The 26029-nt window shown below is 42.8% G+C and carries 23 protein-coding genes; 17 read left to right on the forward strand and 6 right to left on the reverse strand.

The annotated features are described in order from the left end of the window. Positions 1-87 precede the first annotated feature (87 nt). From JMX83_RS00535 to lpxC, 10 genes are all read left to right on the forward strand, one after another. Positions 88-1086, forward strand: coding sequence for a hypothetical protein (locus tag JMX83_RS00535; protein ID WP_201598028.1), 999 nt, complete (start codon positions 88-90; stop codon positions 1084-1086). Positions 1087-1148: 62 nt separating this feature from the next. Continuing rightward, the gene (pyrE, locus tag JMX83_RS00540; RefSeq protein ID WP_201598029.1) at positions 1149-1865 is read left to right on the forward strand and encodes an orotate phosphoribosyltransferase; all 717 of its coding nucleotides are present in this window, start codon (positions 1149-1151) and stop codon (positions 1863-1865) included. 64 nt (positions 1866-1929) lie between these two features. Beyond that, positions 1930-2901: a glutathione synthase gene (gene gshB, locus JMX83_RS00545; RefSeq protein ID WP_201598193.1), complete on the forward strand. Its 972-nt coding sequence runs from the start codon at positions 1930-1932 to the stop codon at positions 2899-2901. Between the two features lie 277 nt (positions 2902-3178). Beyond that, a complete protein-coding gene (gene murG, locus JMX83_RS00550; RefSeq protein WP_201598030.1) occupies positions 3179-4264 on the forward strand; it encodes an undecaprenyldiphospho-muramoylpentapeptide beta-N-acetylglucosaminyltransferase in 1086 nt (361 codons plus the stop codon). Positions 4265-4349: 85 nt separating this feature from the next. Then, positions 4350-5789 (forward strand): UDP-N-acetylmuramate--L-alanine ligase, encoded by a 1440-nt coding sequence (gene murC / locus JMX83_RS00555; protein WP_201598032.1) that lies wholly within the window; start codon positions 4350-4352, stop codon positions 5787-5789. 23 nt (positions 5790-5812) lie between these two features. Beyond that, complete coding sequence (locus JMX83_RS00560; protein ID WP_406947607.1) at positions 5813-6913, forward strand: D-alanine--D-alanine ligase; 1101 nt, start codon at positions 5813-5815, stop codon at positions 6911-6913. Between the two features lie 513 nt (positions 6914-7426). Beyond that, on the forward strand, positions 7427-8221 hold the full coding sequence (locus tag JMX83_RS00565) for a cell division protein FtsQ/DivIB (protein WP_201598036.1): 795 nt from the start codon (positions 7427-7429) through the stop codon (positions 8219-8221). A 112-nt stretch (positions 8222-8333) separates the two neighbouring features. After that, positions 8334-9671 (forward strand): cell division protein FtsA, encoded by a 1338-nt coding sequence (ftsA, locus tag JMX83_RS00570; protein WP_227675649.1) that lies wholly within the window; start codon positions 8334-8336, stop codon positions 9669-9671. 270 nt (positions 9672-9941) lie between these two features. Next, a complete protein-coding gene (ftsZ, locus tag JMX83_RS00575; protein WP_201598038.1) occupies positions 9942-11147 on the forward strand; it encodes a cell division protein FtsZ in 1206 nt (401 codons plus the stop codon). 317 nt (positions 11148-11464) lie between these two features. Then, positions 11465-12382 carry a UDP-3-O-acyl-N-acetylglucosamine deacetylase gene (lpxC, locus tag JMX83_RS00580; protein ID WP_201598041.1) on the forward strand — a complete coding sequence of 306 codons (918 nt, stop codon included), beginning with the start codon at positions 11465-11467 and terminating at the stop codon, positions 12380-12382. A 298-nt stretch (positions 12383-12680) separates the two neighbouring features. Here lpxC and JMX83_RS00585 read toward each other — a convergent pair whose 3' ends face one another. Beyond that, positions 12681-13196 (reverse strand): hypothetical protein, encoded by a 516-nt coding sequence (locus JMX83_RS00585; RefSeq protein WP_201598044.1) that lies wholly within the window; start codon positions 13194-13196, stop codon positions 12681-12683. A 245-nt stretch (positions 13197-13441) separates the two neighbouring features. Between JMX83_RS00585 and JMX83_RS00590 the strand changes: the two genes are divergently transcribed. Then, a complete protein-coding gene (locus tag JMX83_RS00590; protein WP_201598047.1) occupies positions 13442-14170 on the forward strand; it encodes a CHAP domain-containing protein in 729 nt (242 codons plus the stop codon). A 135-nt stretch (positions 14171-14305) separates the two neighbouring features. Here JMX83_RS00590 and JMX83_RS00595 read toward each other — a convergent pair whose 3' ends face one another. Beyond that, positions 14306-15025, reverse strand: a complete 720-nt coding sequence (locus tag JMX83_RS00595; RefSeq protein ID WP_201598049.1) for a DOMON domain-containing protein — start codon at positions 15023-15025, stop codon at positions 14306-14308. 207 nt (positions 15026-15232) lie between these two features. Beyond that, the gene (locus JMX83_RS00600; protein ID WP_058024582.1) at positions 15233-15544 is read right to left on the reverse strand and encodes a YhbY family RNA-binding protein; all 312 of its coding nucleotides are present in this window, start codon (positions 15542-15544) and stop codon (positions 15233-15235) included. A 334-nt stretch (positions 15545-15878) separates the two neighbouring features. On the opposite strand from JMX83_RS00600, the gene JMX83_RS00605 reads away from it, so the two are divergent. The 6 genes from JMX83_RS00605 to JMX83_RS00630 all read left to right on the forward strand — a co-directional run bounded on the left by JMX83_RS00605 (position 15879) and on the right by JMX83_RS00630 (position 21709). Beyond that, positions 15879-16511: an RlmE family RNA methyltransferase gene (locus tag JMX83_RS00605; RefSeq protein ID WP_201598051.1), complete on the forward strand. Its 633-nt coding sequence runs from the start codon at positions 15879-15881 to the stop codon at positions 16509-16511. Between the two features lie 400 nt (positions 16512-16911). Beyond that, a complete protein-coding gene (gene ftsH, locus JMX83_RS00610) occupies positions 16912-18807 on the forward strand; it encodes an ATP-dependent zinc metalloprotease FtsH (protein WP_201598060.1) in 1896 nt (631 codons plus the stop codon). Positions 18808-18971: 164 nt separating this feature from the next. After that, a complete protein-coding gene (gene folP, locus JMX83_RS00615) occupies positions 18972-19895 on the forward strand; it encodes a dihydropteroate synthase (RefSeq protein ID WP_201598061.1) in 924 nt (307 codons plus the stop codon). A gap of 94 nt (positions 19896-19989) precedes the next feature. Further along, positions 19990-20271, forward strand: coding sequence for an FAD assembly factor SdhE (locus JMX83_RS00620; protein WP_201598062.1), 282 nt, complete (start codon positions 19990-19992; stop codon positions 20269-20271). Between the two features lie 28 nt (positions 20272-20299). Further along, the gene (locus tag JMX83_RS00625) at positions 20300-20749 is read left to right on the forward strand and encodes a hypothetical protein (RefSeq protein WP_201598063.1); all 450 of its coding nucleotides are present in this window, start codon (positions 20300-20302) and stop codon (positions 20747-20749) included. A gap of 246 nt (positions 20750-20995) precedes the next feature. After that, entirely contained in the window at positions 20996-21709 is a 714-nt protein-coding gene (locus tag JMX83_RS00630) for a YidB family protein (RefSeq protein WP_201598064.1), read from the forward strand. A gap of 90 nt (positions 21710-21799) precedes the next feature. Here JMX83_RS00630 and JMX83_RS00635 read toward each other — a convergent pair whose 3' ends face one another. The 3 genes from JMX83_RS00635 to trmB form a co-directional block, all read right to left on the reverse strand. Then, positions 21800-22885, reverse strand: a complete 1086-nt coding sequence (locus JMX83_RS00635) for a regulatory protein RecX (RefSeq protein WP_201598065.1) — start codon at positions 22883-22885, stop codon at positions 21800-21802. 52 nt (positions 22886-22937) lie between these two features. Next, a complete protein-coding gene (gene recA, locus JMX83_RS00640) occupies positions 22938-23990 on the reverse strand; it encodes a recombinase RecA (RefSeq protein WP_201598074.1) in 1053 nt (350 codons plus the stop codon). A 1037-nt stretch (positions 23991-25027) separates the two neighbouring features. Further along, positions 25028-25867: a tRNA (guanosine(46)-N7)-methyltransferase TrmB gene (gene trmB / locus JMX83_RS00645; protein WP_201598076.1), complete on the reverse strand. Its 840-nt coding sequence runs from the start codon at positions 25865-25867 to the stop codon at positions 25028-25030. Positions 25868-26029: the final 162 nt, after the last annotated feature.

Consider the following 26029-nt stretch of genomic DNA (forward strand, 5'->3'; position numbering starts at 1 on the left):
TATTTAAGTATAAGCTCTTGAGCTTAAGATCGTCTCTTAGTTCGATCGTTTTTATTGGTTTTATATTTTATTTTGTATGGAGATTTCATGACCCAGCCTTCTACTTCTGATGACCGTTTGTCTCATGCTAGTCTGGCAGCAGAAGGTAGCAAGCTCACAAAAGGCGATGCTGGGCAGTCCTCTATGCTAGCTGATTCACAGCAACCTGCGATCGTACATCCTAATTTTGATCCCAAACGATCACCCCTTGATCCTGCCAGACCGCTGAGTGATATACCTGAGCCTGCTAGGCGCTTAAACGGCCAGTTGCGCCGGCTTTATGGTAATTCGACGCGGTTTTATCAGCCTAATGCAGATAGCTTGTCAAAATGGTCGCTGATTGCTTCAGAACCCTTGGCGGAGCATTTATCGTTACTCAAGGCTGCACAGCTCGTCGAGTTGCCTGATAGCTTTTATCAAAACCACAGTGATCAGCCCTTATTATCGCCATTATCAGAGATGACATTATTAGATATGTCAGATATCCAGCAGGCGATTCGTACCTATCCAAAACTAAACCGATATGGGTTTGGCTCTGCTGATAGCGACGAGATGGCTGAGCCAAATAACAATGACAAAGTTAACGAGTCTTTAGCCTCTCTGCGCGCATTGACCAAACGTTATAATCCTGATGAGCTACTGAGTAGTCTGTATGCCGATGATTGGCAAGTGATTTTGCAACCGCAGCAATTTGAGACAGGCGAGGGTAGTTTGGCGACAGACATTATGGCGTGTAGTGCTGCTGTCCACGCGCTAAAGCAATGCAGAACCCGCAAAAGTATCAATTATAGCTATAGTGCCGCGCAAATTTGCCAGCACGTACGTAGCTATTTGCTCAGTCAGATTGTCTGTGAGCCTACGCAGCGTCACGCATATCGTCAGATCCGGATATTTGCTGGTCACATCATTGTTGCTGCGTATCATTTAGGCTGGGAGATACAAATGCGAGCAGATGGCCAGAGTTATTTTAATATCTCGTCGCGTAGTGGTTTGCTGACTCGCTATGCCAATATACAGGATTACGAAACCAACGGTTGGTCAAGCTGATCAATAATGCGTACAATAATGCAAATTTTTTCGCCCCTCTTTTTGACCATAGGAATGTCACCATGTCTCACGTATCACGCCCGCAAGACCCAACGTTTTCATCTCATCAATTTATTCAACTGGCTTTAGATAACCAAGTACTTAAATTCGGCGAGTTTGTCCTCAAATCAGGTCGTATCAGTCCATATTTTTTTAATGCAGGTCTGCTTGCAACGGGTGAGATGTTATCACTGCTAGCACGTGGCTATGCCGATGCCTTGGCTGAACAAATGAGTACGGCAAATAATGGCACAGATGCGCAAGAGCTGGTCATCTTTGGTGCGGCTTATAAAGGCATACCTTTTGTGGCAGCGACCGCGCAAGCGTTATGGTTACATCATGGCATCAATGCAAAATGGGGTTATAACCGCAAAGAAGCCAAAACCCACGGTGAAGGGGGCAATTTGGTCGGCGCTGACGTAAGTGGCAAGGCTGTTTGGGTGCTTGACGATGTCATTACAGCAGGCACAGCGATGCGCGAAGTGGTCGAGATTTTAGAGCAAGCAGGCGCAAGCGTTGCGGGTATTATCGTCGCGCTTGATCGCAAAGAAAAAGGCCAAGCTGAGCACTCTGCTATTCAAGAGCTTGCTGCCACATTAGCAGTGCCAGTGCGTGCATTGGTTGATATCGACGATTTAATCAGTTATCTGGCAGACGACCATGGTGCACAAAAAGGCCAACATAAAGACGCAACTCAGTTAGCCAAAATGCAACATTACCGTGAGCAGTACGGCGTATAGTTGGGCACTGAGCCTGTTTTATACTAATAATATAACGTAAGTGAGCCCCACTATGAGTCAAACAATGAGCCAAAAAAACCAAGAAAAGTCGCTAAAAATACTCGTTATTATGGATCCTATCGAGCGGGTCAATTATAAAAAAGACACCAGTCTCGCTATGATGTGGGCCGCTCAAGACCGTGGCCATCAGCTTGGTTACTGTCAGATTCATGATTTGTGGTTGGATCGTGGACAGTTAATGGTTGATACTCAGCCGCTCACGGTGCAGCGTGATCCTGCAGATTTTTATACACTGGGTGATAAAACGACAGGCTCAGTTGCTGACTATGACGTAATTTTGATGCGCAAAGACCCACCGTTTGATATGCGCTTTATTTATGCCACTTATATGTTAGATCATGCCAAAGCAGCAGGCGTGCTCGTGGTCAATGATCCGCAAGCCATTCGTGATTGTAATGAGAAATTATTTGCGACGTGGTTTAGTGAGTATATGAGCCCAACGATTGTGACCAGCAAACAGGCTCACATTCGTCAGTTTATCGCTGATCATCAAGATGTCATCGTTAAGCCGCTAGATGGTATGGGCGGTACGGGTATCTTTCGTCTGACTGCTGATAGTCCAAATATTGGTGTGACGATTGAGGTGCTGACTGAGCTTGAGACTTTGCCCATCATGGCGCAGCGTTATTTGCCAGAGATCAAAGAAGGTGATAAGCGCGTACTTATTGTAGATGGCGTCGTGGTCGACTATAGCTTGGCGCGTATCCCAAGCAAAGGCGAGACCCGTGGCAATCTTGCCGCAGGTGGTAGCGGTGTGGCGATGCCATTGACCGATATTGAGCGTCAAGTGGCAGAAGTTGTGGCGCCGATTGTCAAAGAAAAAGGTCTGATGTTCGTGGGTTTGGACTTGATCGGTGGGCGTATTACTGAGATTAATGTTACCAGTCCAACGTGCGTACGTGAGATTGATGACCAATGCGGTACCGATATCGCGACCGACTTTATCATGGCAATCGAAAATAAATTTACGGTATAGTTTTAGACAGTCTAAGACAGATGTCCATTAGAGAAAGTACGTCTTAATACCTTGTTTAGCATTGCCTTTTATGGTCGTGTGTCAGTAGTACATGACGCCAAGTCGTGCCAGCTCATGGCTTGGTTTTTTTGTTATTTCTACTGCATAAAGTACTGTATATAAGACAATGATTTCCTCTATACTATGCGGGCTTTTACCGTGTCATTTTTTTAGTAAATGGCATCATAGTAGTAGGACAAATCCTTCATATAAGTAAAGTAAAGATAGGCAGATATTCATGAAAACACCGCACATATTGATGATGGCAGCTGGGACGGGCGGGCATGTTTTTCCCGCGCTTGCAGTGAGCGACGAGCTGACCGATCGCGGTGCGGTTATTCATTGGCTTGGAACGCCAAATGGTATGGAAAACGGTTTGGTTGAACCGACGGGTTATCCTTTTCATGCCATCAATATGCAGGGGCTGCGCGGTAAAGGCGTGGGCCGTTTAGTTAAGCTGCCAGTAACGTTATTGTCAGCGACGATGGCTGCGGTGAAAGTGATTCGCAGCAATCAGATTGACGTGGTCGTTGGTTTTGGTGGCTATGTGAGTGCGCCTGGCGGACTTGCTGCACGTCTGACCAATACACCGCTAATTATCCATGAACAAAATGCCATTGCTGGCATGAGCAATCGTTATCTGTCTAAGCTATCTACCAAAGTATTACAAGCATTCGAGAACACCTTTGCCAATAGTGAGCAAGATGCCAAGCTTGAAACAGTTGGCAATCCTGTGCGTAACGCCATCACTGGTGTCTCAGAGCCAAAGGTGCGTTATGACGTCAATGATAGCTCACCGCTTAAACTGCTGGTCGTGGGTGGTTCGCTTGGTGCTCAGGTATTAAATGATACCGTGCCAAAAGCACTGGCTTTGCTAGACCAGCCCTTTGAAGTCCTCCATCAATGCGGACGCAATAACGAAGCAGCCACTCAGGCGGCTTATAGCGAGCAAGATTTAAGCAAGCATCAATTCAGAGTGCAGCCCTTTATCGATGATATGGCGGCGGCCTACAACTGGGCAGATATTATCGTTTGCCGCGCTGGTGCATTGACAGTGACTGAAATCCAGAATGTCGGTATTGCTGCTATCTTTGTACCGCTACCACATGCGGTTGATGACCATCAAACCGCCAATGCGCGCACATTGACCTCACATGCTGCTGCGGTTTTATTGCCACAGTCAGAGCTAACGGCCCAACGTTTAAGTGATGAGCTTAGCGTACTCAATCGAGAGAAATGCCTTGAGATGGCCCAAAAAGGTCATGCGCTTGCCAATCGCAGTGCGAGTAAACAAGTGGCTGATATTATTTGGCAAGCCTTATAGTCTAAATTTTTGCTACTTGTCTTTTTTTATTAATCATATTTACTGTCCTTTAATTTTTATTATCCCTTAATAAAGAGAAAATTTTATGTCTACCTCTGCCAAAGCCCTTCCTAAGCGTTTGATTGAAATACCAGAAATGCGCCGTATTCAGCATTTGCATTTTATTGGTATTGGTGGCTCAGGCATGTGCGGCATCGCTGAGGTAATGAACAATCAAGGCTATCAAGTCAGTGGTTCTGACATTGCAGAAAGCTTGGTGACGAAGCGTCTACAGCAGATTGGCATCAAGATATCGATTGGTCATGATTCCAAAAATATTGCCAACGCTGACGTGATCGTCGTGTCATCAGCGATTGATCGTAGCAATCCTGAGGTCAAAGCCGCGCTTGAAGCTCGCCTGCCAGTCGTACGCCGCGCCGATATGCTTGGCGAGTTGATGCGTTATCGCCATGGCATTGCCGTTGCTGGCGCACATGGTAAAACGACGACGACCAGTTTGCTCACCACTATGATGGCAGAAGGACAGCTAGATCCTACCTATGTGATTGGTGGTAAGCTAAATGCCTCAGGTAAAAATGCAGCACTAGGCAACAGCCGTTTCTTGGTAGCAGAAGCGGATGAGTCCGATGCGTCTTTTTTATCACTGCGCCCAATGGCAGCAATTGTGACCAATATCGATCAAGATCACATGGAAACCTATGGCAATAGCTTTGATAAATTAAAAGCCGCGTACATTCAGTTTTTACACAATATGCCGTTTTATGGTTTGGCCGTGGTATGCGGTGATGACCCTGAGCTGTATGCAATGATTGATGATATTGGTCGTCCAGTGTTGACCTTTGGCCTTGAGCCCTTTAATGACGTACAAGCTGTCGATTTGGTGACAGAAGGTACCAAGACTCACTTTACTGTATTGCGCCGTGACCGTGAACCATTGCGCCTGACATTAAACATTCCTGGTACACACAATGTCTACAACGCACTGGCTGCTATCACCATGGCAACGGATGAAGGTGTCGATGATGCCGCGATTGAGCGTGCCTTGCAGAAATTTGAAGGGGTAGGCCGCCGATTTGAGCAGCATGCCTCGGTCGATATGGATGATGGCAATGTCCTATTGATTGATGATTATGGTCATCATCCAAAAGAAGTTGACGCAACCATCAAAGCCGCTCGCCAAAGTTTTCCTGATCGCCGCTTGGTGATGTTGTTTCAACCGCATCGTTATAGCCGTACCCGTGATTGCTATGACGATTTTGTCGAAGTGCTATCAAGTGTTGATGAGCTGCTACTATTGGATGTATATTCAGCAGGTGAAAGCCCGATTATAGGCGCTGATACCAAGTCATTAGCACGTAGTATCCGTCTGCGCGGTGAAGTTGAACCGACGATTATTGACAAAGACAATCTTGCCCCTGTGATGCAGCGTTTATTAAAAGCCAATGACATGCTTATCACGCAAGGCGCGGGTAATGTGGGGCAGATCGCTATTGATTTGGCTGCCAATAATCTTTACATCAAGTAAGCTAAAATTTAGGAACTATCTTCATGACGACTAATAATAAAGAAAACATGAGTACTCAGAACCTCGCTATCGATGATACCGAAGATAAGTCAGCCATTACCAATCCAGAACCAGCATTAGCGGCGGCTGCACAAGCAGGACAAAGCGACGCGAGTATTTCACCAAATGAAAAAGAGAATGAAAACTCTATCAGTACGATGACTGGTCATGTAAAAGATGCCGCTCAGTTTGGTAAAGTCGCTGTGATCTATGGTGGTAGCAGTAATGAGCGCAGTGTGTCTTTGGATAGCGGTGCTGCTGTATTGCAAGCACTGCAAAACCAAGGTGTCGACGCCACTCATTTTGACCCTAAGCATCAAGACATCACAGAATTGCGTGAGTACGATCGCGTGTTTAATGTCTTGCACGGTCGCGGCGGCGAAGACGGTCTATTGCAAGGTGTATTACAGTGGTTTGATATACCGCAAACGGGCTCTGGCATTTTGGCATCAGCATTAGGTATGGACAAAGTGCGTACCAAACAACTATGGCAAGGTTGTGGATTATCAACGGCACCATTTTCATTATTGACGGCTGATACCGACTGGCAACAAGTAGTCAATATGCTAGGACTGCCACTTATCATCAAGCCAGTTCATGAAGGTTCAAGTATTGGTATGACCAAGGTCAACCATCTTGATGAGTTACCTGCTGCCTATGCCACAGCAGTACAGTGTGGTGATGCCGTGATGGCTGAGCGCTGGATCACAGGTCGTGAGTTTACGATTGTGATTATCGATGACGAAGCTTATCCTGTCATTCGACTTGAGCCTGCTGATATCACAAACTTCTATGACTTTGAAGCCAAGTACAATCGTAACGATACCAGCTACTATATTCCTTGCGGATTGAGCGCTGCTGATGAGAAGCATCTGCAAGATTTAAGTCTTGCGGCATTCCGTGCAGTAGATGCCAAAGGGTGGGGACGTATCGATGCCATGCAAGATGAAGCAGGGAATTTTTGGTTGCTTGAGATCAATACCGTGCCCGGTATGACCAGCCATAGTTTGGTGCCGATGGCAGCCAAAGCTCGAGGCATGGATTTTGACACATTGTGCTGGCACATATTATCGCAGACAGTCTAATTTTTTAATGTGGCGCTCATCATATTTATCACGACTTTTTAACAATGAGTCTGATGACAATCACTTTGAGTAAATGAGCTACGTTAAAACATGGGCAATGATAAATTATATAGAGATTTATCATTGCTTAGCTTTATCACTTTTGTAGCATGGCGATTTTAGCCAAAAAAGCCGTTAATGTGTCACTAGAGCTGCTATAACACAGCTTCATGTAAACTTGTGTAAATTCAAGGCTGCTAGCAAGCGTTACGCTATTGTTTGCCTATAAAATACGTTAATATTGTAAGAATAGCTTTGTTTTAGTAATATTTACGTTTTTTGTAGGGATAACTTATAAGTTATTCATAACCTAAGAAAAATGTTACGTTTAAATAAGAATAATCGCTGACTATCAGTCTTTTTATTGACAGTCTTTGATAATATATTGCCTTAATAAGCTTCTGCAAAAACTTGCAGGTTTATATCAATAATTAGCATGATCAGTTTTATGCAAATATAGGGACAAAGGTCGTTATGGCTCAAACTGTCAACGAGGTAACTGACTTGATGAGTGATAAAGCCGGTCGCCCAGCATCTAAACTCCAATTACCGACCTCGGCCCGATATCTTTTTATGATATTGGTATTAGGTTTATTGGTACTAATATTGATAATGGGTGGTAAAGCGTTACGTGATGCACCGCCTGCTGAGATTCATGTCAGTAGTCAAGGGCTCTCTACCGCTCAATATAACTCATTACAGACAGTGATGGACCAGCAAAAAGTCAGCAGTTTTTTTACTTCTGATTTGCAAGCATTAAGAGATATTACGACAAGCCTTGCATGGGTTGATCAAGTGAGTATCTCTCGAGACTGGCAACGCGGCATTGTGGTTACCGCCTTACCTAAGCAAGCAGTCGCTAATTTTGGGACAGAGCGCTTGGTTGATGCAAAAGGATCTGTGTTCGTTCCTGCTGATAGTAGTGACTTGACGCAAGAGCGCTTTGCTACTCTGCAAGGTGAAATGGCTCAAGCGCCAGTCATTATGCAGCAAATGCAGCAAGTCAATGATTGGTATGCGCCACTTGATATGCAGGTTGAAGACATTATTTTGTCACCAAGAATGACTTGGCTTATTCGTTTTGATAATGGCTTGCGCGTTATCGTCGATAATGAGAACACCGCACAAAAATTACTGAATCTAAGCCAGTTACTTGGTAATCAGTTAAGCGGACGCCGAGATGAGATGCAGTCTGTAGACTTACGCTACAAGAACGGTTTTACGATTGCTTGGGATATGTCAGCGCCGCCAGTTGATGAGCCCAAATAATTAAAGCAATACTGATGAGTGATTACTTGAGCCCAAACTGTTTGCCCAAAATGAATAAGATATGTACAACATCATAGCGTATTAACAGCGCTTTTTTTAATGATTCAATAGGATGGCGTTATTTGCGCTCCTATTTAGTAATAATTTGTCTGGTACCATGAAATATAACGAAAATTTGGTTGTTGTCCATCTAAGTGCCACGGCAGTGTATGTCGTAATTGGCAATGTTGTCTCTGCAAAAGACATTCGTATCTTAGGCGTAGGGCAAGTTAAAAATAGCGATTTTTATCAAGGCCAAATCAAGCATCGTGAACGCCTACAAGGTGCTATCAAGCAAGCCATCCAAGAAGCAGAAGATACTGCCAATTGCCGCGTGCATAGCGTGTGGTTGACGCTCGCAACACCTGAGCTATCTAGTAAAAATAGTGCTGGAGAAGTGAGGGTTGAGGACGAGTTCGTACGTGCCAAAGATATGGTACAGGCCTTGTCTAATGCTAAGTCGCGAGATCTGCCATCCGATTACTATCTCATGCATTGCTGCCAGCAAGGTATCTATGTTGATGATCAGGACTTCATGGTCGACGATGTGATTGAGATGATGGCACATAATATCACTGTGATGTACCACATGATGATGATGCCTGTCGTTAGCCGCCAAAATATTCAAAAACTATTACAAAGCTGCGATGTCGGTATTGACCATATCGTGTTTGATGCAGTGACCAGTGCTGAATATAGTCTGATGACTGAAGAGCGTCAGCAAGGGGTTTGCTTGGTAGATATCGGTGCTAGTACGACCAGTATCTGCGTCTACAAAGAAAACAAATTGATTTTTACGCACTGCATAGCTACTGGCAGCCATGAAGTGACAATGGATATCTCAGCTGATTTTGGTATATCGATGATTGAAGCTGAGAAACTGAAAAAGTCTCATGGTACCGCTGACGCCAATAGTGTTGATCCAAGCTCATTCTTTTTGTTTAAACCGCAAGGATCGAGCGATGAAATCAACATTGGTATTTATAATTTAGCACGCATCATTGAAGCGCGTTATGTGCAGATATTCACTGAAGTCGCTCGTCAACTGCATGAAGCAGGTTTGATAGGCTACATTGACAAAGGTATCGTGCTGACAGGCGGCGGTAGTACAATTAAAGGTATGATACCGTTTGCTAAACGGTTGCTCAAAATGCCAGTAGTATTGACCAATACACATCCTGCTATTAGTGCTTACAATCATTTTGATAACGACGAGTCATTTAAACAGCTTAATAGTCAGGTCAATGACCGGGCTTACCAGACAGCTTTTGGCACACTCTTATATAGTCAAAGCGAGCAGTTTCGCCGTAGTGAAAAAAGTGAACCTGATACGATTCAAAAAAATCGAGTCACAGGGGTCTTTCAAAGCGCAGGCAAACGTTTTGCTGATGTGTTGAAAAAAATACTATAGACCTACTGACCAAACATGTAGAGCATAAACACTTTTGTAAGATGCTCTTAAATAAAGTAAGCAAAAATTGAAGTCATATTGAAAGCAATGCGCTAAGCAGTAACAGTAATACCTTAAGCGATGATGACATATTATGGTCCGCGCTGAACTATTTGATCCATAGCCCTGTTTTATTTAAATACATTTATATATAGTATGTCGATAGCGCGCCATATGAGTGCGTTACTACGTATCGACCTACACGCTATCTGCAACTGGAGAATCTTTTTTATGTCAAAATACACCATGCCAGATGATAACCAGCTTCAAAATAACGGCCAAGCGAGCTTCACTGTATTCGGTGTTGGCGGCGGCGGCGGTAATGCGGTTGAACATATGGTACAACAAGGGATTAGAGGTGTAACGTTCGTCTGTGCTAATACAGATAAGCAAGCGCTAGATCGTCTGACTGCACCGCACAAACTACAACTTGGTGCAAAAACGAACCGTGGTCTAGGTGCAGGTGCAAATCCAGAAGTTGGTCGTGAAGCAGCAGAAAGCGAAGAAGAAGCTATCCGTGCATTGCTTGAACACTCAGATATGGTATTTATCACTGCTGGTATGGGTGGCGGTACAGGTACAGGCGCAGCGCCAGTGGTTGCACGTATTGCCAAAGAAATGGAAGTATTGACGGTTGCTGTTGTGACCACACCATTTAAATTTGAAGGTGGCAAACGTATCAAAGCTGCGAAAGCAGGTATCGAGCAGTTGACCAATTTCGTTGATTCAATTATCACAATTCCAAATGATAAGTTGATGAGCGTATACGGCAATATCTCTATGCAAGACGCTTTCAAAAAAGCGGACGATGTTTTGCTACATGCGGTTCAAGGTATTGCAGAGACGATCGCTAGCGAAGGTATGATCAATATTGACTTTAACGATATTCGTACAGCAATGACGGCTAAAGGTCATGCAATGATGGGTATCGGCCGTGCAAGCGGTGATGATCGTGCGCGTCAAGCCACCGAAAAAGCCATCAGATCGCCACTACTTGATGATTTACGTCTAGAAAATGCAAAAGGTCTATTGGTCAACGTGATTTCTTCTGAGTCATTATCACTTGATGAGATGAGCAAAATCAGCATTATCGTTGAAGAAATTACTGATATCGACGATGCTCATATTTTCTACGGTTCTGTAATCGATGAAAAAATGGGTGATGACTTGCATGTGACAGTTATTGCAACGGGTCTGACCTTAGATGAAAACGCAGGCCAAGAGCCAGAAGTGGTTGAGCAACCTGTTCCTTCTGTGAATAGTACACAACCTGTCGATCCTAATGTACATACCAGTGCATTAAATAGTCAGAAGAAATCACAAGCTCAACTGCATCAAGATAACGTTAATGTTGCACGCCCAAGCGCGCCTCAAGAGCAGACCAAAACCAAAACCAATAGCATTCAAGACTATCTGAAGCGTCAACAGAACAAATAGTTGTTTAGTATTAAGTTAAAAAAAGCCAGCGCTCAAACGCTGGCTTTTTTGTGTCTACGTAGAAAAGACTGGCCTATAAAAGGAGAATTATAAAATCAGGAGTATCGCAAAATGTTTCTGATCGAAAAAATATGTCCAGAATCTAGTGTTTCAAAGCGTTCAATAGAGCATAAAACTGTGAAAACATATGGTGAGACAATGACGATAAGTGTTATCAATCAAAGAGATAAGGAAATTAACGCTTTTTATTTGTAGCGAATATGGGGAAGGTAGTGGTACACTATGTCAATTGTAACAAAATATGTGAGAAGACAGCCATGAACCAAAGAACCATAAAGACAGCGATAGCCGTTACAGGTACTGGTCTCCATAGTGGTCAACCTGTTGACTTGGAGTTTCATCCACAGCCGGTTGATACTGGTATTGTTTTCGAGCGCTCTGATATTGTAGGCAGCGAGCCTATTCCAGCAAGTGCTTTTTTGGTGCAAGACACGATGATGTCATCAAACTTAGTATTTGGTGGTACGCGTGTAGGTACAGTTGAGCATTTGCTAAGTGCGATTGCTGGGCTTGGGGTAGATAACCTATTGATTCGTGTTTCTGCTTCAGAAATACCGATTATGGATGGTAGTGCCGCTCCTTTTGTTGCTTTGCTACTTGATGCAGGATTCTGTGAGCAAGATGCTTTAAAGAAATTCATTAAGATTGTACGACCAGTACGAGTCAAAGTAGATGATAAATGGGCAGAGCTACGCCCTTATGACGGGTTTGAATTGAACTTTGAGATTGACTTTGATCACCCTGCCATCGACAAAAACTTTCAACATGCTCAGTTGCAATTCTCCACCCAAAACTTTATTGAGCAGCTAAGCGAAGCACGTACTTTTGGCTTTTTGCGTGACATAGAACAATTGCGTCAGAATAATCTGGCCTTGGGCGGTAGTATGGAAAATGCCATCGTCATTGATGATGCCAATATTCTTAATGAAGAAGGTCTACGCTTTAATGATGAATTTGTTCGCCATAAAATTTTAGATGCGCTCGGAGATTTATATCTGATTGGTTATCCTATCGTCGGTCGTTTTAATGCCTACAAATCTGGTCATGCATTAAATAATTTGTTAGTGCGTGAAATACTCTCTGATGAAAATAACTTTGAAATTGTAACTTTTGATGACAATGTAACATGCCCAATCGAATATTCACCGCTAAATGGTTTAGCAGTTGAAGGATAAATACAGGAATATACACGAAGTATCGAAACATTTACGCAATATTACATAGCAACGCTATAATTACATTTATATAATATGCAATATTTTGAATATAAAGTCTATAGCATTTCGTGAATTTTATTCCAAGGCAGAGTGCGTAAAAGCTGTAGGTGATTTCCAAATCATCTATTGGTTCTATTCATAAATCGAATGGCACCAATAGATGATTTTTTTTGTTTAGGACATTACAAAAAGGCAGCGTTACCAATCTTATTTCATGGTTTTGTTTACATAACTTTACATTGTAATATCTGTATTTTTAGTGATTTGCTAGGCGTAGGAGGGCTTTTTTTAGATTTTCATCAGTGGTGACATGCTCTGCAGCCTGTGATATAGTCCGTTTTGTGTTTTGGCTAAGAGCCTGATTTTCATTGGCTTTACAAGGTTTGGACAAGGTTGCTGATAACGCTGATGATTGTTTAGATGAATAATTATTAGCAGATGTTTTAGCTACTACAACGCGAATTTGCTTGAGTTGTTTAAATGTAATTGACTGCTCTGTTAATACTTGCAGATACGCGTTTTGTAAATAGCGAATATGATTGGCCGCTGTCATTGAACCTACACTGAGTATTAACTGCTCAGAGGTTAAGCCTACGACCCAACAGGTATTGAGGATTTCCTCAGGTAGACAGTCTACCAGCAGCTCTTTTACCTCATTGGTCGCTTCTATATATAGACGCATGTTATTAGCAAGAGTTTGAGGTAGCGCACTACCAGCAAACGCTTGATGATCTATAAGCTGGGCAAGCCGATTAGGCTGTTTTTTTGACATCGTGATGACTCATCTATTAGGTGACAAACTCGATATGTAGAATAGACATGCTAAAAGCGATATATAGCAAAATTTTATGAGGTAGTTGACTAAACGGGCGATGATACTGGTGTTAGTCACTATAAAAGAACGAGCTGTTGTGATAAAGATTTTATCATGTTTGTTTAATGATTATATCTTCTAAATTAATTGATGTTTCGTCACGGATGACGAGCAGACTTGTATTAACAATAGGTAGTAAATTTATGAAACAAGCTTTATTAATTTTGTCAGTATTGGGAATGGGTATCGCACAGACGAGTGGTGCTGCCGAAACAACCTTTCAACCAAATAATACCTTGAGTCATACCATCACAAATATTTCTACTTCTGCGAACTATGGTTCTAGTCGCAACATCTACAGCACTAACAGTGGTGCTCATGTATATAGCAACGATGAGATCAGTCAAGCCATTGACAATCTAAGCGCTCATGCTAAGCAGAAAGAATATCAGCTTGCGTCACTCACTAGCCGTTTATCATATGAGCAGCGTCAACAGCAAGCAAGCCGTGTACCTGACCGCAACTCTGCCCCTGCTATTGCTGCAGCAAACGCATCACGAGTCGCACTATCTAGAAGTTCTGGCTACTGTGCTCGCTATGTACGTAAAGCGCTACAGTCAGCAGGCTACGAATTTACGCCTAATCCTTCAGCTTATCAATATGCCTCTCGTGGCACACTAGCCCAAGCAGGCTTTACCAAAATCAGTAACGATATGGAACCTCAAGTTGGTGACGTCGTTGTCTATAACCGCACATCAAGCCGTCCACACGGTCATATCCAAATTTTTGATGGCAATGACTGGGTATCTGATTTCCGTCAAAACAGCATTAGCCCATATAGTGGTAACTACAGCTATACGACATGGCGTGACTCGCAGTATGTTGATGATGCATCAGACCGTGGTATCTACCTTGCGATGGCTGATAAATAAGTATCAGTTAAACGAATTAAAAGTTTTCTCCAAACTCAGTAATGCTCTTTATGACATTGCTGGGTTTTTTTTGTGCTTTAAATAATGATATCTAAGAATAGCCGTATCTAAATAAGCGCAGCTCATAGAAGCAAATCAAAGCACAAATTTTGGCCAATAGTCGCGATTATGGAAATCAGGGGGGGAGGCGTGGTTTGAGGCAAAATATAAAGTAGTCTCACCGAGCTGTAAAATAACACAAGGATGTATCTGCTCAATAATCGTATTTGCAATGGCGTATTTTTGATTAGGAAGTTCGACTAGAGGAACGTTAAAACCTCGCTCATAGTAATGAAGCGAATACGCTGCTGGTGCAAATAACGGGTTCTGTATTATGTCCTGTGTATTTATATTATCCGTCCACTCAATAGAGGCACGTGTATGTCCATCAGCTTCGTATAAAGGTGTTGGTGGTAATGTGGCAGGTTGACGATAGCTTTTAAACTTATAGAGTGCATAGCGGCCATCAGGGTTAGCATTAATCTCAATGTAAGGTTCAGCGTCTTGAATCTCAGTAGCAGCCTTATCACTTAGAGTGTCACCGGAAAAAAAGCATTCAAGGCAAGTCTCTTCCCACAGATAATCAGCAAATCCTACTCGGGCTTGCTGCCAAGTCGGCCAAGCCAATTGATTGGCTAACATTTGGCTGGGTAAAGTGATCTGATAGGTCAACTGTAATTGTAATACTGGCTGTCGAACGATCTTGGCGTTCACCTTGACACAAATACGCTGTAACTCTTCTACCGTCACATCCAGTTGCTGTGCGTCACTTTCTATCGTCTCGGTGGCTATAATAAGATTAAAAAATTGGTTCATTATTTATCAAACCCGATTGTAATCACAAAAAATTAATAATAAGCAGCGCTATACCCTCTAACGGAACTAATATTACAGTCTAAGTAAATCCAAAACCAGCAGACAACATAAAAGCCGCGAGCAAGATGCATCGCGGCTTTTATAGTTACCGTCATTATTTAAGCTGATGCGGCATACTGTTACTCAAACAGAGCTTGTCAGCACATATTATTGCGCGTGACGTGCTAGGTTAGACAGTTTAGGGTTGGCATTTGGGTTTTGACGTAGCAATAATGCCATACGTCCAATAGAATGAACCAAAGACGCATTAGCCGCTTTAGCAAGTTCGGCGCCAACGATGTCACGCTCTTCTTTTGTGCCAGCAGGTAGTTTTACTTTGATAAGCTCATGATCTGTTAGCGCGCGATCAATCTCTTCGGTAATGGTTGGGGTAATACCCTTGTTGCCGATCATAACGATAGGCTTTAGCTCATGGCCGATGCCTTTTAGACGTTTGATGGTAGCGTTGTCGAGTTGCATAGAATTCCTAGGTGTTGGTAAAAATAAAAATGGTACTGTCAAAAACAGTTATTGATCATTATAGATAATCTGTGACCATCTTGCATGAGATCAGCAGGATTTTGCACGATTTTACGTGACGAAAATGTTAAACTGAATGTTTGGTACATTATAAACGCTACTGCCTTATAAAACAGTTATTTAACCAATAGAATTTGGTCAGTTTGTGACCAACCATGAATAAAAAATCTGATTAACACCGTATTTAGAATAATCCGCAACGGATTAGTATCAGTTTGTAAGTGATAGCGCAATTAAAGCAGCTAGATTTATTAAAGCAATAGGAGCAGGTATTTTGGCCACGCGTATCGAAAACAAAAAACTATCAAAGAGCAGCAGTGCTTGGATGAAAGAGCACATTGACGATCACTATGTACAAAAAGCTCAAAAAGATGGCTACCGTGCTCGTGCCGCTTATAAATTATTAGAGATTAATGAAAAAACTAACCTGATTAAAAAAGGCATGACGGTTGTAGACTTGGGTAGTGCGCCTGGCAGTTGGTCTCAAGTAGCGGGACAGTTGGTTGGTGACGACGGTATCTTGATTGCTTCTGATATTCTGGCGATGGATACCTTGCCTGATGTTACCTTTATTCAGGGTGATTTTCGTGAAGCTGAAGTTTTTGACGCGATTATGGCAGAAGTAGGCGATAGGCAAGTCGACGTGGTATTGTCTGATATGGCACCCAATACGGCGGGAAATAGCGCTATTGATCAGCCGCGTATGATGTACTTATGCGAGCTGGCAGTGGACTTTGCTTTATCAACCTTACCAAAAGGTGGCGCACTTATTATGAAAGTGTTTCAAGGTGAAGGCACACAAGAATTACGCAAGCAGATGCAGCAGGATTTTAGTAAGATTCGTAGTATAAAACCAGGTGCGTCACGTCCGCGCTCAAAAGAGATGTTTTGGGTAGCGATTAAATAGTTTTAACATCAATGAGTTGCTGCTATTGTAAGCGAGATAATGAATCACCATAAACTATTATTATCATAGTGTGAAAATCGCTACAATCGTTAACTGAATAATCGTGAAAGCTGCTTGAATTATACGGGTTAGCACCACATATCATGGTATATTACCTTTGTTTTTAGCATACGTTTTAGGCAAAGTCGTCTGATAATAAGCGTTTTATCAGCTCAATGATGATAAGTTTGCACTTATATTGTATTTATTACTTGTAAAAACAGCCTTTATGCTATTTATAGATCATACAAGTCTAAGTGAAGTTTTTTTGATATTAGGAAGTTTATCAAAAATGAGCAATACGTTTATAGACGTCACGTGTTTAGTAAACACACCAATAAGTAAGGGATGGGAATAACTAGTGAGCGACATGGTAAAAAATACCTTATTGTGGCTGGTGGTAATCGGCGTTTTGGTGCTGGTGTTTAGCGGCTTTGATCAATCATCTGAGCCAGATAACCTTAACTACTCTGAGTTTGTGACCGCTGTGTCAGAAAACCAAGTAGCCAGCGTCGAAATCGACGGCGAACAGATCACCGGCGAAAAGAAAAATGGCTCATCTTTTGAGACCATTAGACCAGCTGTGTCAGATGACCAGTTGATGCCAATGCTACGTGAGAACCAAGTCGAAGTCCAAGGGACCGCACCAAAGCGCCAAAGCGTATTGATGCAACTACTGATAGCCAGTTTCCCAATTTTACTGATTATTGGTCTGTTTTTATTCTTTATGCGTAATATGCAGGGCGGCGCAGGCGGTAAAGGCGGCGGCCCAATGAGCTTTGGTAAGTCAAAAGCGAAGATGCTGACGGAAGACCAAATCAAGGTGAACTTCGAAGATGTGGCAGGTTGTGAAGAAGCCAAAGAAGAAGTCGTTGAAGTGGTCGAGTTCTTACGTGATCCAGATAAATTTACCAAACTTGGTGCAACGATTCCTCGTGGTATCTTGATGGTAGGTCCACCGGGTACGGGTAAGACATTGCTAGCAAGAGCCATTGCTGGTGAAGCTAAAGTACCGTTCTTCTCAATTTCAGGTTCTGACTTTGTTGAGATGTTTGTTGGTGTTGGTGCATCACGTGTACGCGACATGTTTGAACAAGCAAAGAAAAGCGCCCCTTGTATTATCTTTATTGATGAGATTGATGCAGTCGGTCGTCATCGTGGCTCTGGTATGGGCGGCGGTAACGACGAGCGCGAGCAGACATTGAACCAATTATTGGTTGAAATGGATGGTTTTGAAGGCAATGAAGGTGTTATCGTTATTGCCGCAACCAACCGTGCTGACGTGCTTGATAAAGCGCTACTGCGTCCAGGTCGTTTTGACCGTCAGGTTCAAGTGGGCTTGCCAGATATCAAAGGTCGTGAGCAAATCTTGAAAGTACATTTGAGAAAGTTGCCAAACACCATCAGTGTCGATGCAGGTTCTCTTGCTCGTGGTACGCCAGGATTCAGTGGTGCACAGCTTGCCAACCTTGTAAATGAAGCAGCCTTGTTTGCCGCGCGTCGTAACAAGACCAGTGTCGACATGAATGACTTTGAAGATGCAAAAGATAAGTTATACATGGGTCCTGAGCGTAAATCAATGGTGATACGCGAAGAAGAGCGCCGTGCGACTGCGTATCATGAAGCGGGTCATGCGTTAGTAGCTGAGCTACTGCCAGGTACCGATCCTGTGCATAAGGTCACTATTATGCCTCGTGGTTTTGCCCTTGGTGTGACATGGCAGCTGCCTGAGCATGATCAAACCAGCATGTATAAATCTAAGATGTTAAGCGACATTGCGATTTTGTTTGGTGGCCGTATCGCTGAAGAGGTCTTTATCAATCAGATGTCAACGGGTGCCTCAAACGACTTTGAACGTGCAACCAAAATGGCACGCGCAATGGTCACAAAGTACGGTATGTCTGATGCACTAGGTATCATGGTGTATGAAGATGATGACAGCTCGCAAGGATACTTTGGCGGCGGTGGCCGTACGATTTCAGAAGCCACGCAGCAAAAGGTCGATGAAGAAGTGCGCCGTATGCTAGAAGAGCAGTACGATATCGCTCGCGAATTGATTGAAGCCAATCAAGATAAAATGCATGCAATGGTAGAAGCGCTCATGAATTGGGAAACCATTGACCGTGACCAACTGCAAGATATTCTAGCAGGTGAAGAACCGCGTCCACCAAGAGTCTATCAGCATAACGAAGTTAACTTGTCAAAAAATGACATTAAAACGACTACTTCTACACCGCCACCATTACCAGCGATGTAGTACATATCTGATTTGTATTTGATAAAAAGCCCTTTATGAGAAAGGGCTTTTTTATTGCTTTCATTTTATAAAGGCCTTAGGACGTCATAAGATTTACTGGTATCATAAGCACAGATAACGAACCTTCGAGTTATTTTATACAATTTATTTATGATGGATCGGTCATGTCATTATTTCAGCCTCTACCCAACTACAAAATATCGAGCCGTAATAAAACCTTGAATTTGTTTGAGCCGCATATTATGGGCATCTTGAATGTAACGCCAGATTCATTCTCAGATGGTGGGCAGTTCAATGCGGTAGAGGGTGCCGTTGCTCATTGTCAGCAGATGGTGGATAACGGCGCTACTATTATTGATATTGGCGGCGAATCTACTCGCCCCAATGCAGATGTGGTAGCGACTACTGAGGAGCTACAACGGGTTGTGCCAGTGGTACAAGCTATACGCCAGCATTGTGGAGATGATATTTGGTTATCTATTGATACCAGCAGTCCAGAGGTCATGCAGGCAGCGTTTGATGCCGGTGCTGATATTTGGAATGATGTCAGAGCACTAAAACGTACTGGCGCTGCAGAACTGGCCGCTAGCCTCGATATTCCTGTCATGCTGATGCATATGCGCGGTGAGCCAACGACAATGAACGACTTTGCACAGTATGACAATGTGATTGATGAAGTGAGCACGGAACTGACCGCACGTATCGAAGAGGTAACGCGCCTTGGTGTTAAGCAGGAAAATATTATTATTGATCCAGGCTTTGGGTTTGCCAAAAACTATGAGCATCATTGTGCTTTATTAAGTCAGTTAAACAGCCTACAGGCATTGGGTTTGCCAATGATGTTTGGTATTTCACGTAAACGCTTTTTGGCAGAAGTATTGACCAATAGCGGTGTTAAAGCAGTGCAGACCACTCAAGCGATAGAACGAGACGCAGTAGGGACTGCTGCTGGGATATTTGCGCTACAACAAGGTGCCAGCATCATTCGTACGCATAATATAGGGATGATGCAGCAAGCAGTGGCACTATGGAGTCAATTATCAGCGTATCATCATGAGCATTGTATTATTAATACAAATACTCGATAAAGCTGCACTATGATAAATACAATATCTACAATCCAGTTTTCCACTATGGTTGAATACCACATCAAAAACTATTGAAATGAAAGAGAGTATCTCTATGACCAGTATCACTCAGCCAGAACCGACCAATGAGCAGCGCCGTATTATCTATCAGGCTCGTCGCGGCTTAAAAGAGTTAGATTTTTATATCGATCCTTATGTCAAAGAGCTATATCTGACAGCAGATTCTGCTGAGCAAGAGACCTTTGCCCAAATGCTCACCCATGAGGACCCTGATCTATTGGATTACTTTACCAATCAGAATCGTCCAGAAGAAGATGACATATGGGCGCTAGTCAATAAGATCAAAACATGGCGTCATACCAAAGACTTGGTGTAGATGCTGTGCAATTGATTAGCATATATAAATGACATTAGTAACGTCTCTACGCATTGATACAGCTATCCAGCCTACCAGTTACTTACGTTGGCTGCTGTATGTTAGCTTGGCCGCCATCATGATTGTGTTGGCATGGCTGGCATCTTTAGCATTTTGGCAGTACCTACTCATCTTTATAGTATCAGCAGCGGTTGCAAGTTATCTAGCCATATCTCGACCAACCATACTGCATCTTAGCCAACCACCCCTTGGTCAGCGTATGGATAAACAATGGCAGTTGTTGATGCGAACAGGCCGCGGCGATGAGCTATGGCAAGCGCATTTAATCTCTGTCAACCGCTATCAATGGGCAATGGTTTTTGAGTTCAGTATTGTTGAGCCTTCTCAGCGATCTTTATCAATGACTATATTTCGCGATCAAGTAAGCCTTGAGCAGTGGCGAGAGCTCAGTATTTTAGCCAATATCAATAAAGGTTAAATTTACTAATTAGCATTCATACCTTTATTCAGTTTTTCCCTCTTTTTTATGAGCTTACGATTACCTACATGCCATAACAAAACAACTATCTCGATGCTCAAAGAGTTTTGTTATATTAAAAGTTAATAATAAAGCACATAAACCGACTGTCTCATTTCTCAAATTTATACAAGCGAAAAGCAAGTATTCATAGGATTAGGCAGTAGGTTTTTATGATAAATAACATGACAAAAAGAGGAATAGAGTATGAGCTTATTAGGAAATTTGGTTAGCCAAGTTGCACGTAGCGCGATGAATCCAGACGATGCTCAGCGCAATCCAGTCAACCAACGCACCGACCCACGTCGTACTGGTGGCTTGGGCGATATATTAGGCAGCGTATTGGGCAGCGGTAGTCAAGCAGGTGGCTACAATCCGCAGCAATACGATCGTAAGCCTGATAATGGTTTTGGGCTAGACGATATCATTGGTGGTTTGGCTGGTGGCAATCAGCGTGGTAATGTAAGCTCAGGCGCTGGTGGACTGGGAGATATCTTAGGTAGCGTATTAGGCGGTCAGCGTAACAGTAGTGGCTTTGGCGGCAAAGGGATGCTTATCGCTGTCCTCATGCCAATGGTACTGAGCTGGATCAAGCGTAATGGTGGTATAGGCGGTGCATTATCAAAAATTACTGGCATGGGTCATGCTGAACAAGCACGTTCTTGGATGAGCACGGATGAGGCCAATGACAACTTGGACCCGAATGAAATTAACCAGTTATTTGACGAAGACGAAATCCAGCAAGTAGCAGCGCGTACGGGTGCAAACGAAACAGAAGTACGTCAAGGTTTGGCTGAATTACTGCCTGAGGTGATGAACCAGCTAACGCCTAACGGCAATCTAGATAATGAAGCGGAAGCCAACGAAGAGATTGATCAAATTATCAGCCAGCTGTCTAATCGTCTCGGTACTTTAAAGTAACGAATTGAGTTAAAAAAGCTTAGAGTCATAAATTTAGAGTGCGTTTGACGACGTGCTCTTTTTTATATCTATAAAAATAATATTAAAGTTTTAAAATCGCTCATCTAACGTCTCTACTGTGTAGTTGAGCGCTGCAAAGCAGATATCTGTATTGAACCCTCGGTACTGCAAAAATCGCAGTTGTTTGGCTTTGTCTTTTTGCTCAGTAGGTATGTCATCACCGTATTTTTTGGTACGGGCTACCACAGCGAGTTTTAGCCAATCTACCCCATCGACCAAATTATCTGCACTGTCATCGACAAATTCGCTAAATTCTTCAGAGTCGCTATTTGCCATATCAATTAATTCATCGATATTGCCTGGCATAGCGATTTTTTTACGATAGAACTCTTGCTTGATTCGTCCGCGTCCACGACCTTTACGAATATTCTCACGTATGAGCATTAGGGTAGTACGGTAATCGCTCTGATAGCCTTTTTCCTCGAACTCATCGAGTAGGGCATCGATTTTTTCTGGGTCTTGTTCTTTGTCGATCAGTTTTTGTTTGAGCTCAGCCTTGCCATATTCACGGCGTGACAAGTAATAGAATGCGAGCCAACGTAGTCTGCTTTCAGCTTTAATGGCATCAATTTCTGCTTGTTTTTGTTCAGGGGTACGTAAGTAAGCTTTGAGAACGGCTGGTATATTATCGTCTTGGCTGTCTATGTCGCTATCATTAGCGGTAGACAATTCGGACTCATGATCCAAGCTTTCTAAAGATGGTTCAATACTGTTATCTATAGCTGAACTATCCTCTGTCTCATCACGATGAACGTTGAGTTTGACTTCTGCCAGCATCTCTTTGATAGTTTGTGCTTCAGGTGGCTGATAAGCAGGTGTATCGCTTGGCTCAGCGGTGAAGTTAGCAGCTGGATGAAAGCGCTTTTTACGTTTTTTGGATTTGGAGGTCTTTTTTATCTTAGAAGAAGATTCTTCAAAATACGCTGTATCAACAGTAGGCTCACTAGTGCTTGAATGATCTTGAGCTGGGTATTTGGAAGGTCTGCTAGATTTACCTGATTTTTTAGATGTGTTTTGATAGGAGTGTTTAGTAGGTTTTTTTCGTTTGCTATCAACAGAACTAGCTGAGTCGGTTTCCGACTCAGCTAAGATTTCAGCCAATGTTTTAATTTTCATAATAAGTCATGATTATTTATAGCGGTCACTGATAATGGTTACTAGCAAACCATTATTGTACAGATTCAGGTGCCAGTTCTACATCGTCAGTTTCAGGCGCTTTGCTATCTTTTTTCGTACCAAGTTTTTCGTCACGAATTTTATCTTCGATTTCTTTGGCAATAGCAGGATTTTCTTTTAAGAACAGGACAGAGTTGGCTTTACCTTGACCGATTTTTTCATCGCCATAGCTGTACCATGAACCTGCCTTACCAACCGCGCCAATCTCGACGCCCAAGTCAATCACTTCGGCCAAATGGTTGGTACCTTCGCCATAAGTAATCTCAAACTCAGCTTGACGGAAAGGTGGTGCCATTTTGTTTTTGATGACTTTGACACGGGTTTGGTTACCGATGATTTCATCACCATTTTTGACCGCACCAATACGGCGGATATCCATACGTACAGAGGCGTAAAATTTAAGGGCATTACCCCCAGTTGTAGTCTCTGGGCTACCAAACATAACACCAATCTTCATACGGATTTGGTTAATAAACACAACCATACAGTTAGAGCGTTTGGCATTACCCGTGATTTTACGTAGCGCTTGGCTCATCAGACGCGCTTGCAGACCCATGTGTGAGTCGCCCATCTCGCCTTCAATTTCTGCACGCGGAGTCAGGGCAGCAACCGAGTCAATAACGATCATATCGATCGCGCCTGAACGCACGAGCATGTCAGTAATCTCAAGTGCTTGCTCACCGTTATCAGGTTGCGATAGTAGTAAGTCATCGGTATTGACGCCTAGCTTGCGTGCATAGACAGGGTCAAGCGCATGTTCAGCATCGATAAACGCACAGGTACCGCCTTGTTTTTGACACTCCGCGATAGCTTGTAAGGTCATCGTGGTTTTACCTGAACTTTCAGGACCGTAAATCTCAACGATACGACCTTTTGGCAATCCACCAATACCAAGCGCGATATCTAGACCAAGAGAGCCTGTTGAGACCACGTCAGCGTCAAGAATGGCTGAGTCATCACCCAGATGCATAATGGTGTTTTTACCAAATTGCTTTTCAATCTGACCTAATGCCGCTTTGAGGGCTTTGGCTTTATTGTCGTCCATATTGGATTCCTTATTTTTGATAATTGATTTGGTGCTATAGATAAAATATTTATGCGACTAAGAGTGATAACTGGTGCGTACTGAGCGTTGCTAATAAGGTAAGTAACGTAGCTATTAGCGCTCTGACAACGGGCTTAAATAAACAGGTTGTCATATGACTGCTATCAGTAGTAATATCGAGATATCGCTCTACTATACAGTAAAATTAAATAACGAGAGAAGTAAAAATAAGTTCATAATCAATCACAGTTACAATAGCTTTTGAGTCGGATATTAACGACTAATAGCTATCTGAGTCTCTGTAGTGCTATTGATTCGATAGAGTAATTATAACAAAATCCAAGCGCTATATTGAGTCTTGGACGATGCTAAACGACACTGAATGTCGTACGATATAAGAGTGAGGATTCACGAAGATAGCCATTTGTTCAAATGTGTTTTTGAACCTGATAACAGCTATGTTTGTCAATAGACTTATGAGTTGTCCACAACAAATAATTTTTTTATTTTTATTGGTTGTGAAACATTATAAACGGCTAAATTCTTTTTAAAAATATTTAAAATAATTTTTATGGCTTTATATTTAATATAAGTTATTGATTTTAAATGATTTTTAAATTGTACAAAAAATGAACGATTTTACCTTATCCTTTAAGTTTCCTAGGTATATAGTTGTCAAGTGGCGACTTATACACAGGGTTATCCACAGCTTATGGGGAGAACTCTCGAAGCCCTTATGGTATCTATGCTTGCGTCTATAGGTCATATATTGCAAGCTTCCAATATTGTACGTCAAAGATGATTTTTCATCGATAAATGAGGCTCTGGGCGCTATGTTTCACATAATTACAATTTATGATTCTTCCATGTATTACCATACTATAGGGCTTTGAAGTCAAGAGTATGACGAGATAAAAGCAACCAACGACCCGCTAAGCACATTTATAGCTATGATAGCAAGCTTATAAACGGGCATAAAAAAGCGGCTAAATAGAATAGCCGCTTTGTCAAAATTATCGATAGCAAGATTGTGTTTGTTAGTCTTTGATATAGATCAAATCCCAGACCCCGTGACCACGCTCAAGACCGCGACGCTCAAACTTGGTCATTGGACGAAAGTCAGGACGGTCGGTGAAGTTGCCTGCGCCTGCTTTATTGGTCAATCCAGCAAAACCATCCAATACCTCAACCATCCAAAATGCATAATGCTCCCAGTCAGTGGCTGTATGAAACCAGCCGCCTTGTTTTAGACTGCGCGTAACGATAGCCATACGCTCAGGACTGACGAAACGGCGTTTGTAATGACGCTTCTTTTGCCATGGGTCAGGGAAGTATAGCTGAATACGATCAATATGATTTTCTGGTAGTTGCTTCAGCAATTGAATAGCATCGCCATTGATGATTTTGACATTGCTCAAGTCTTGCGTTCCTGCCATATAAGCGCATTTACCAATGCCTGGCTCGTGCACTTCGACGCCGACGAAATTGCGTGTGGGCTCTGCGGCTGCCATCTCGATAAATGAATCACCCAAACCAAAACCAATCTCTAAGGTCAGAGGTGCGTCAGAACCATTCGGGCTATCAGCGAACAGCGCTCGCAGGTTATCAATACCTGAAAGGTCGCCATCGCCAAAACTGTTATTGACCAGATACTCAGAAAACTCTGGAGCAGTGAGTGCTAGCTCGGCGTTTTTGTTCATGTGCGTGCGCCGCTTCATAAACGTATTAACGATGCGAATGTGTTTATCAGAGCTAGGTTCTACCTCTTGGCTAGCGTTTGCATCCGTATCGATAGGCGCACTAGTATTATTAGAGGTTTGCTCATCAGTAGTATCATTACTATTGATGGTGTCATTGATATCAGAATGTTGACTCATAGGATTTGTAAGGCTTAATTAAGTGAGTGATGTTGGCTCATTATAAGTTAAATCCATACAACTGTGAACGTACAATCCTATTTTAGCGCGTTTGCTGCTCAGTTCTGTCGTTTCTCTATCCTAGATATGGGTTTTAGCGTTATCATAGTGTCATCGTTAAGA

This window comes from Psychrobacter piscatorii (assembly GCF_904846415.1).
In the GTDB taxonomy this organism is placed as follows: Bacteria; Pseudomonadota; Gammaproteobacteria; order Pseudomonadales; family Moraxellaceae; genus Psychrobacter; species Psychrobacter piscatorii.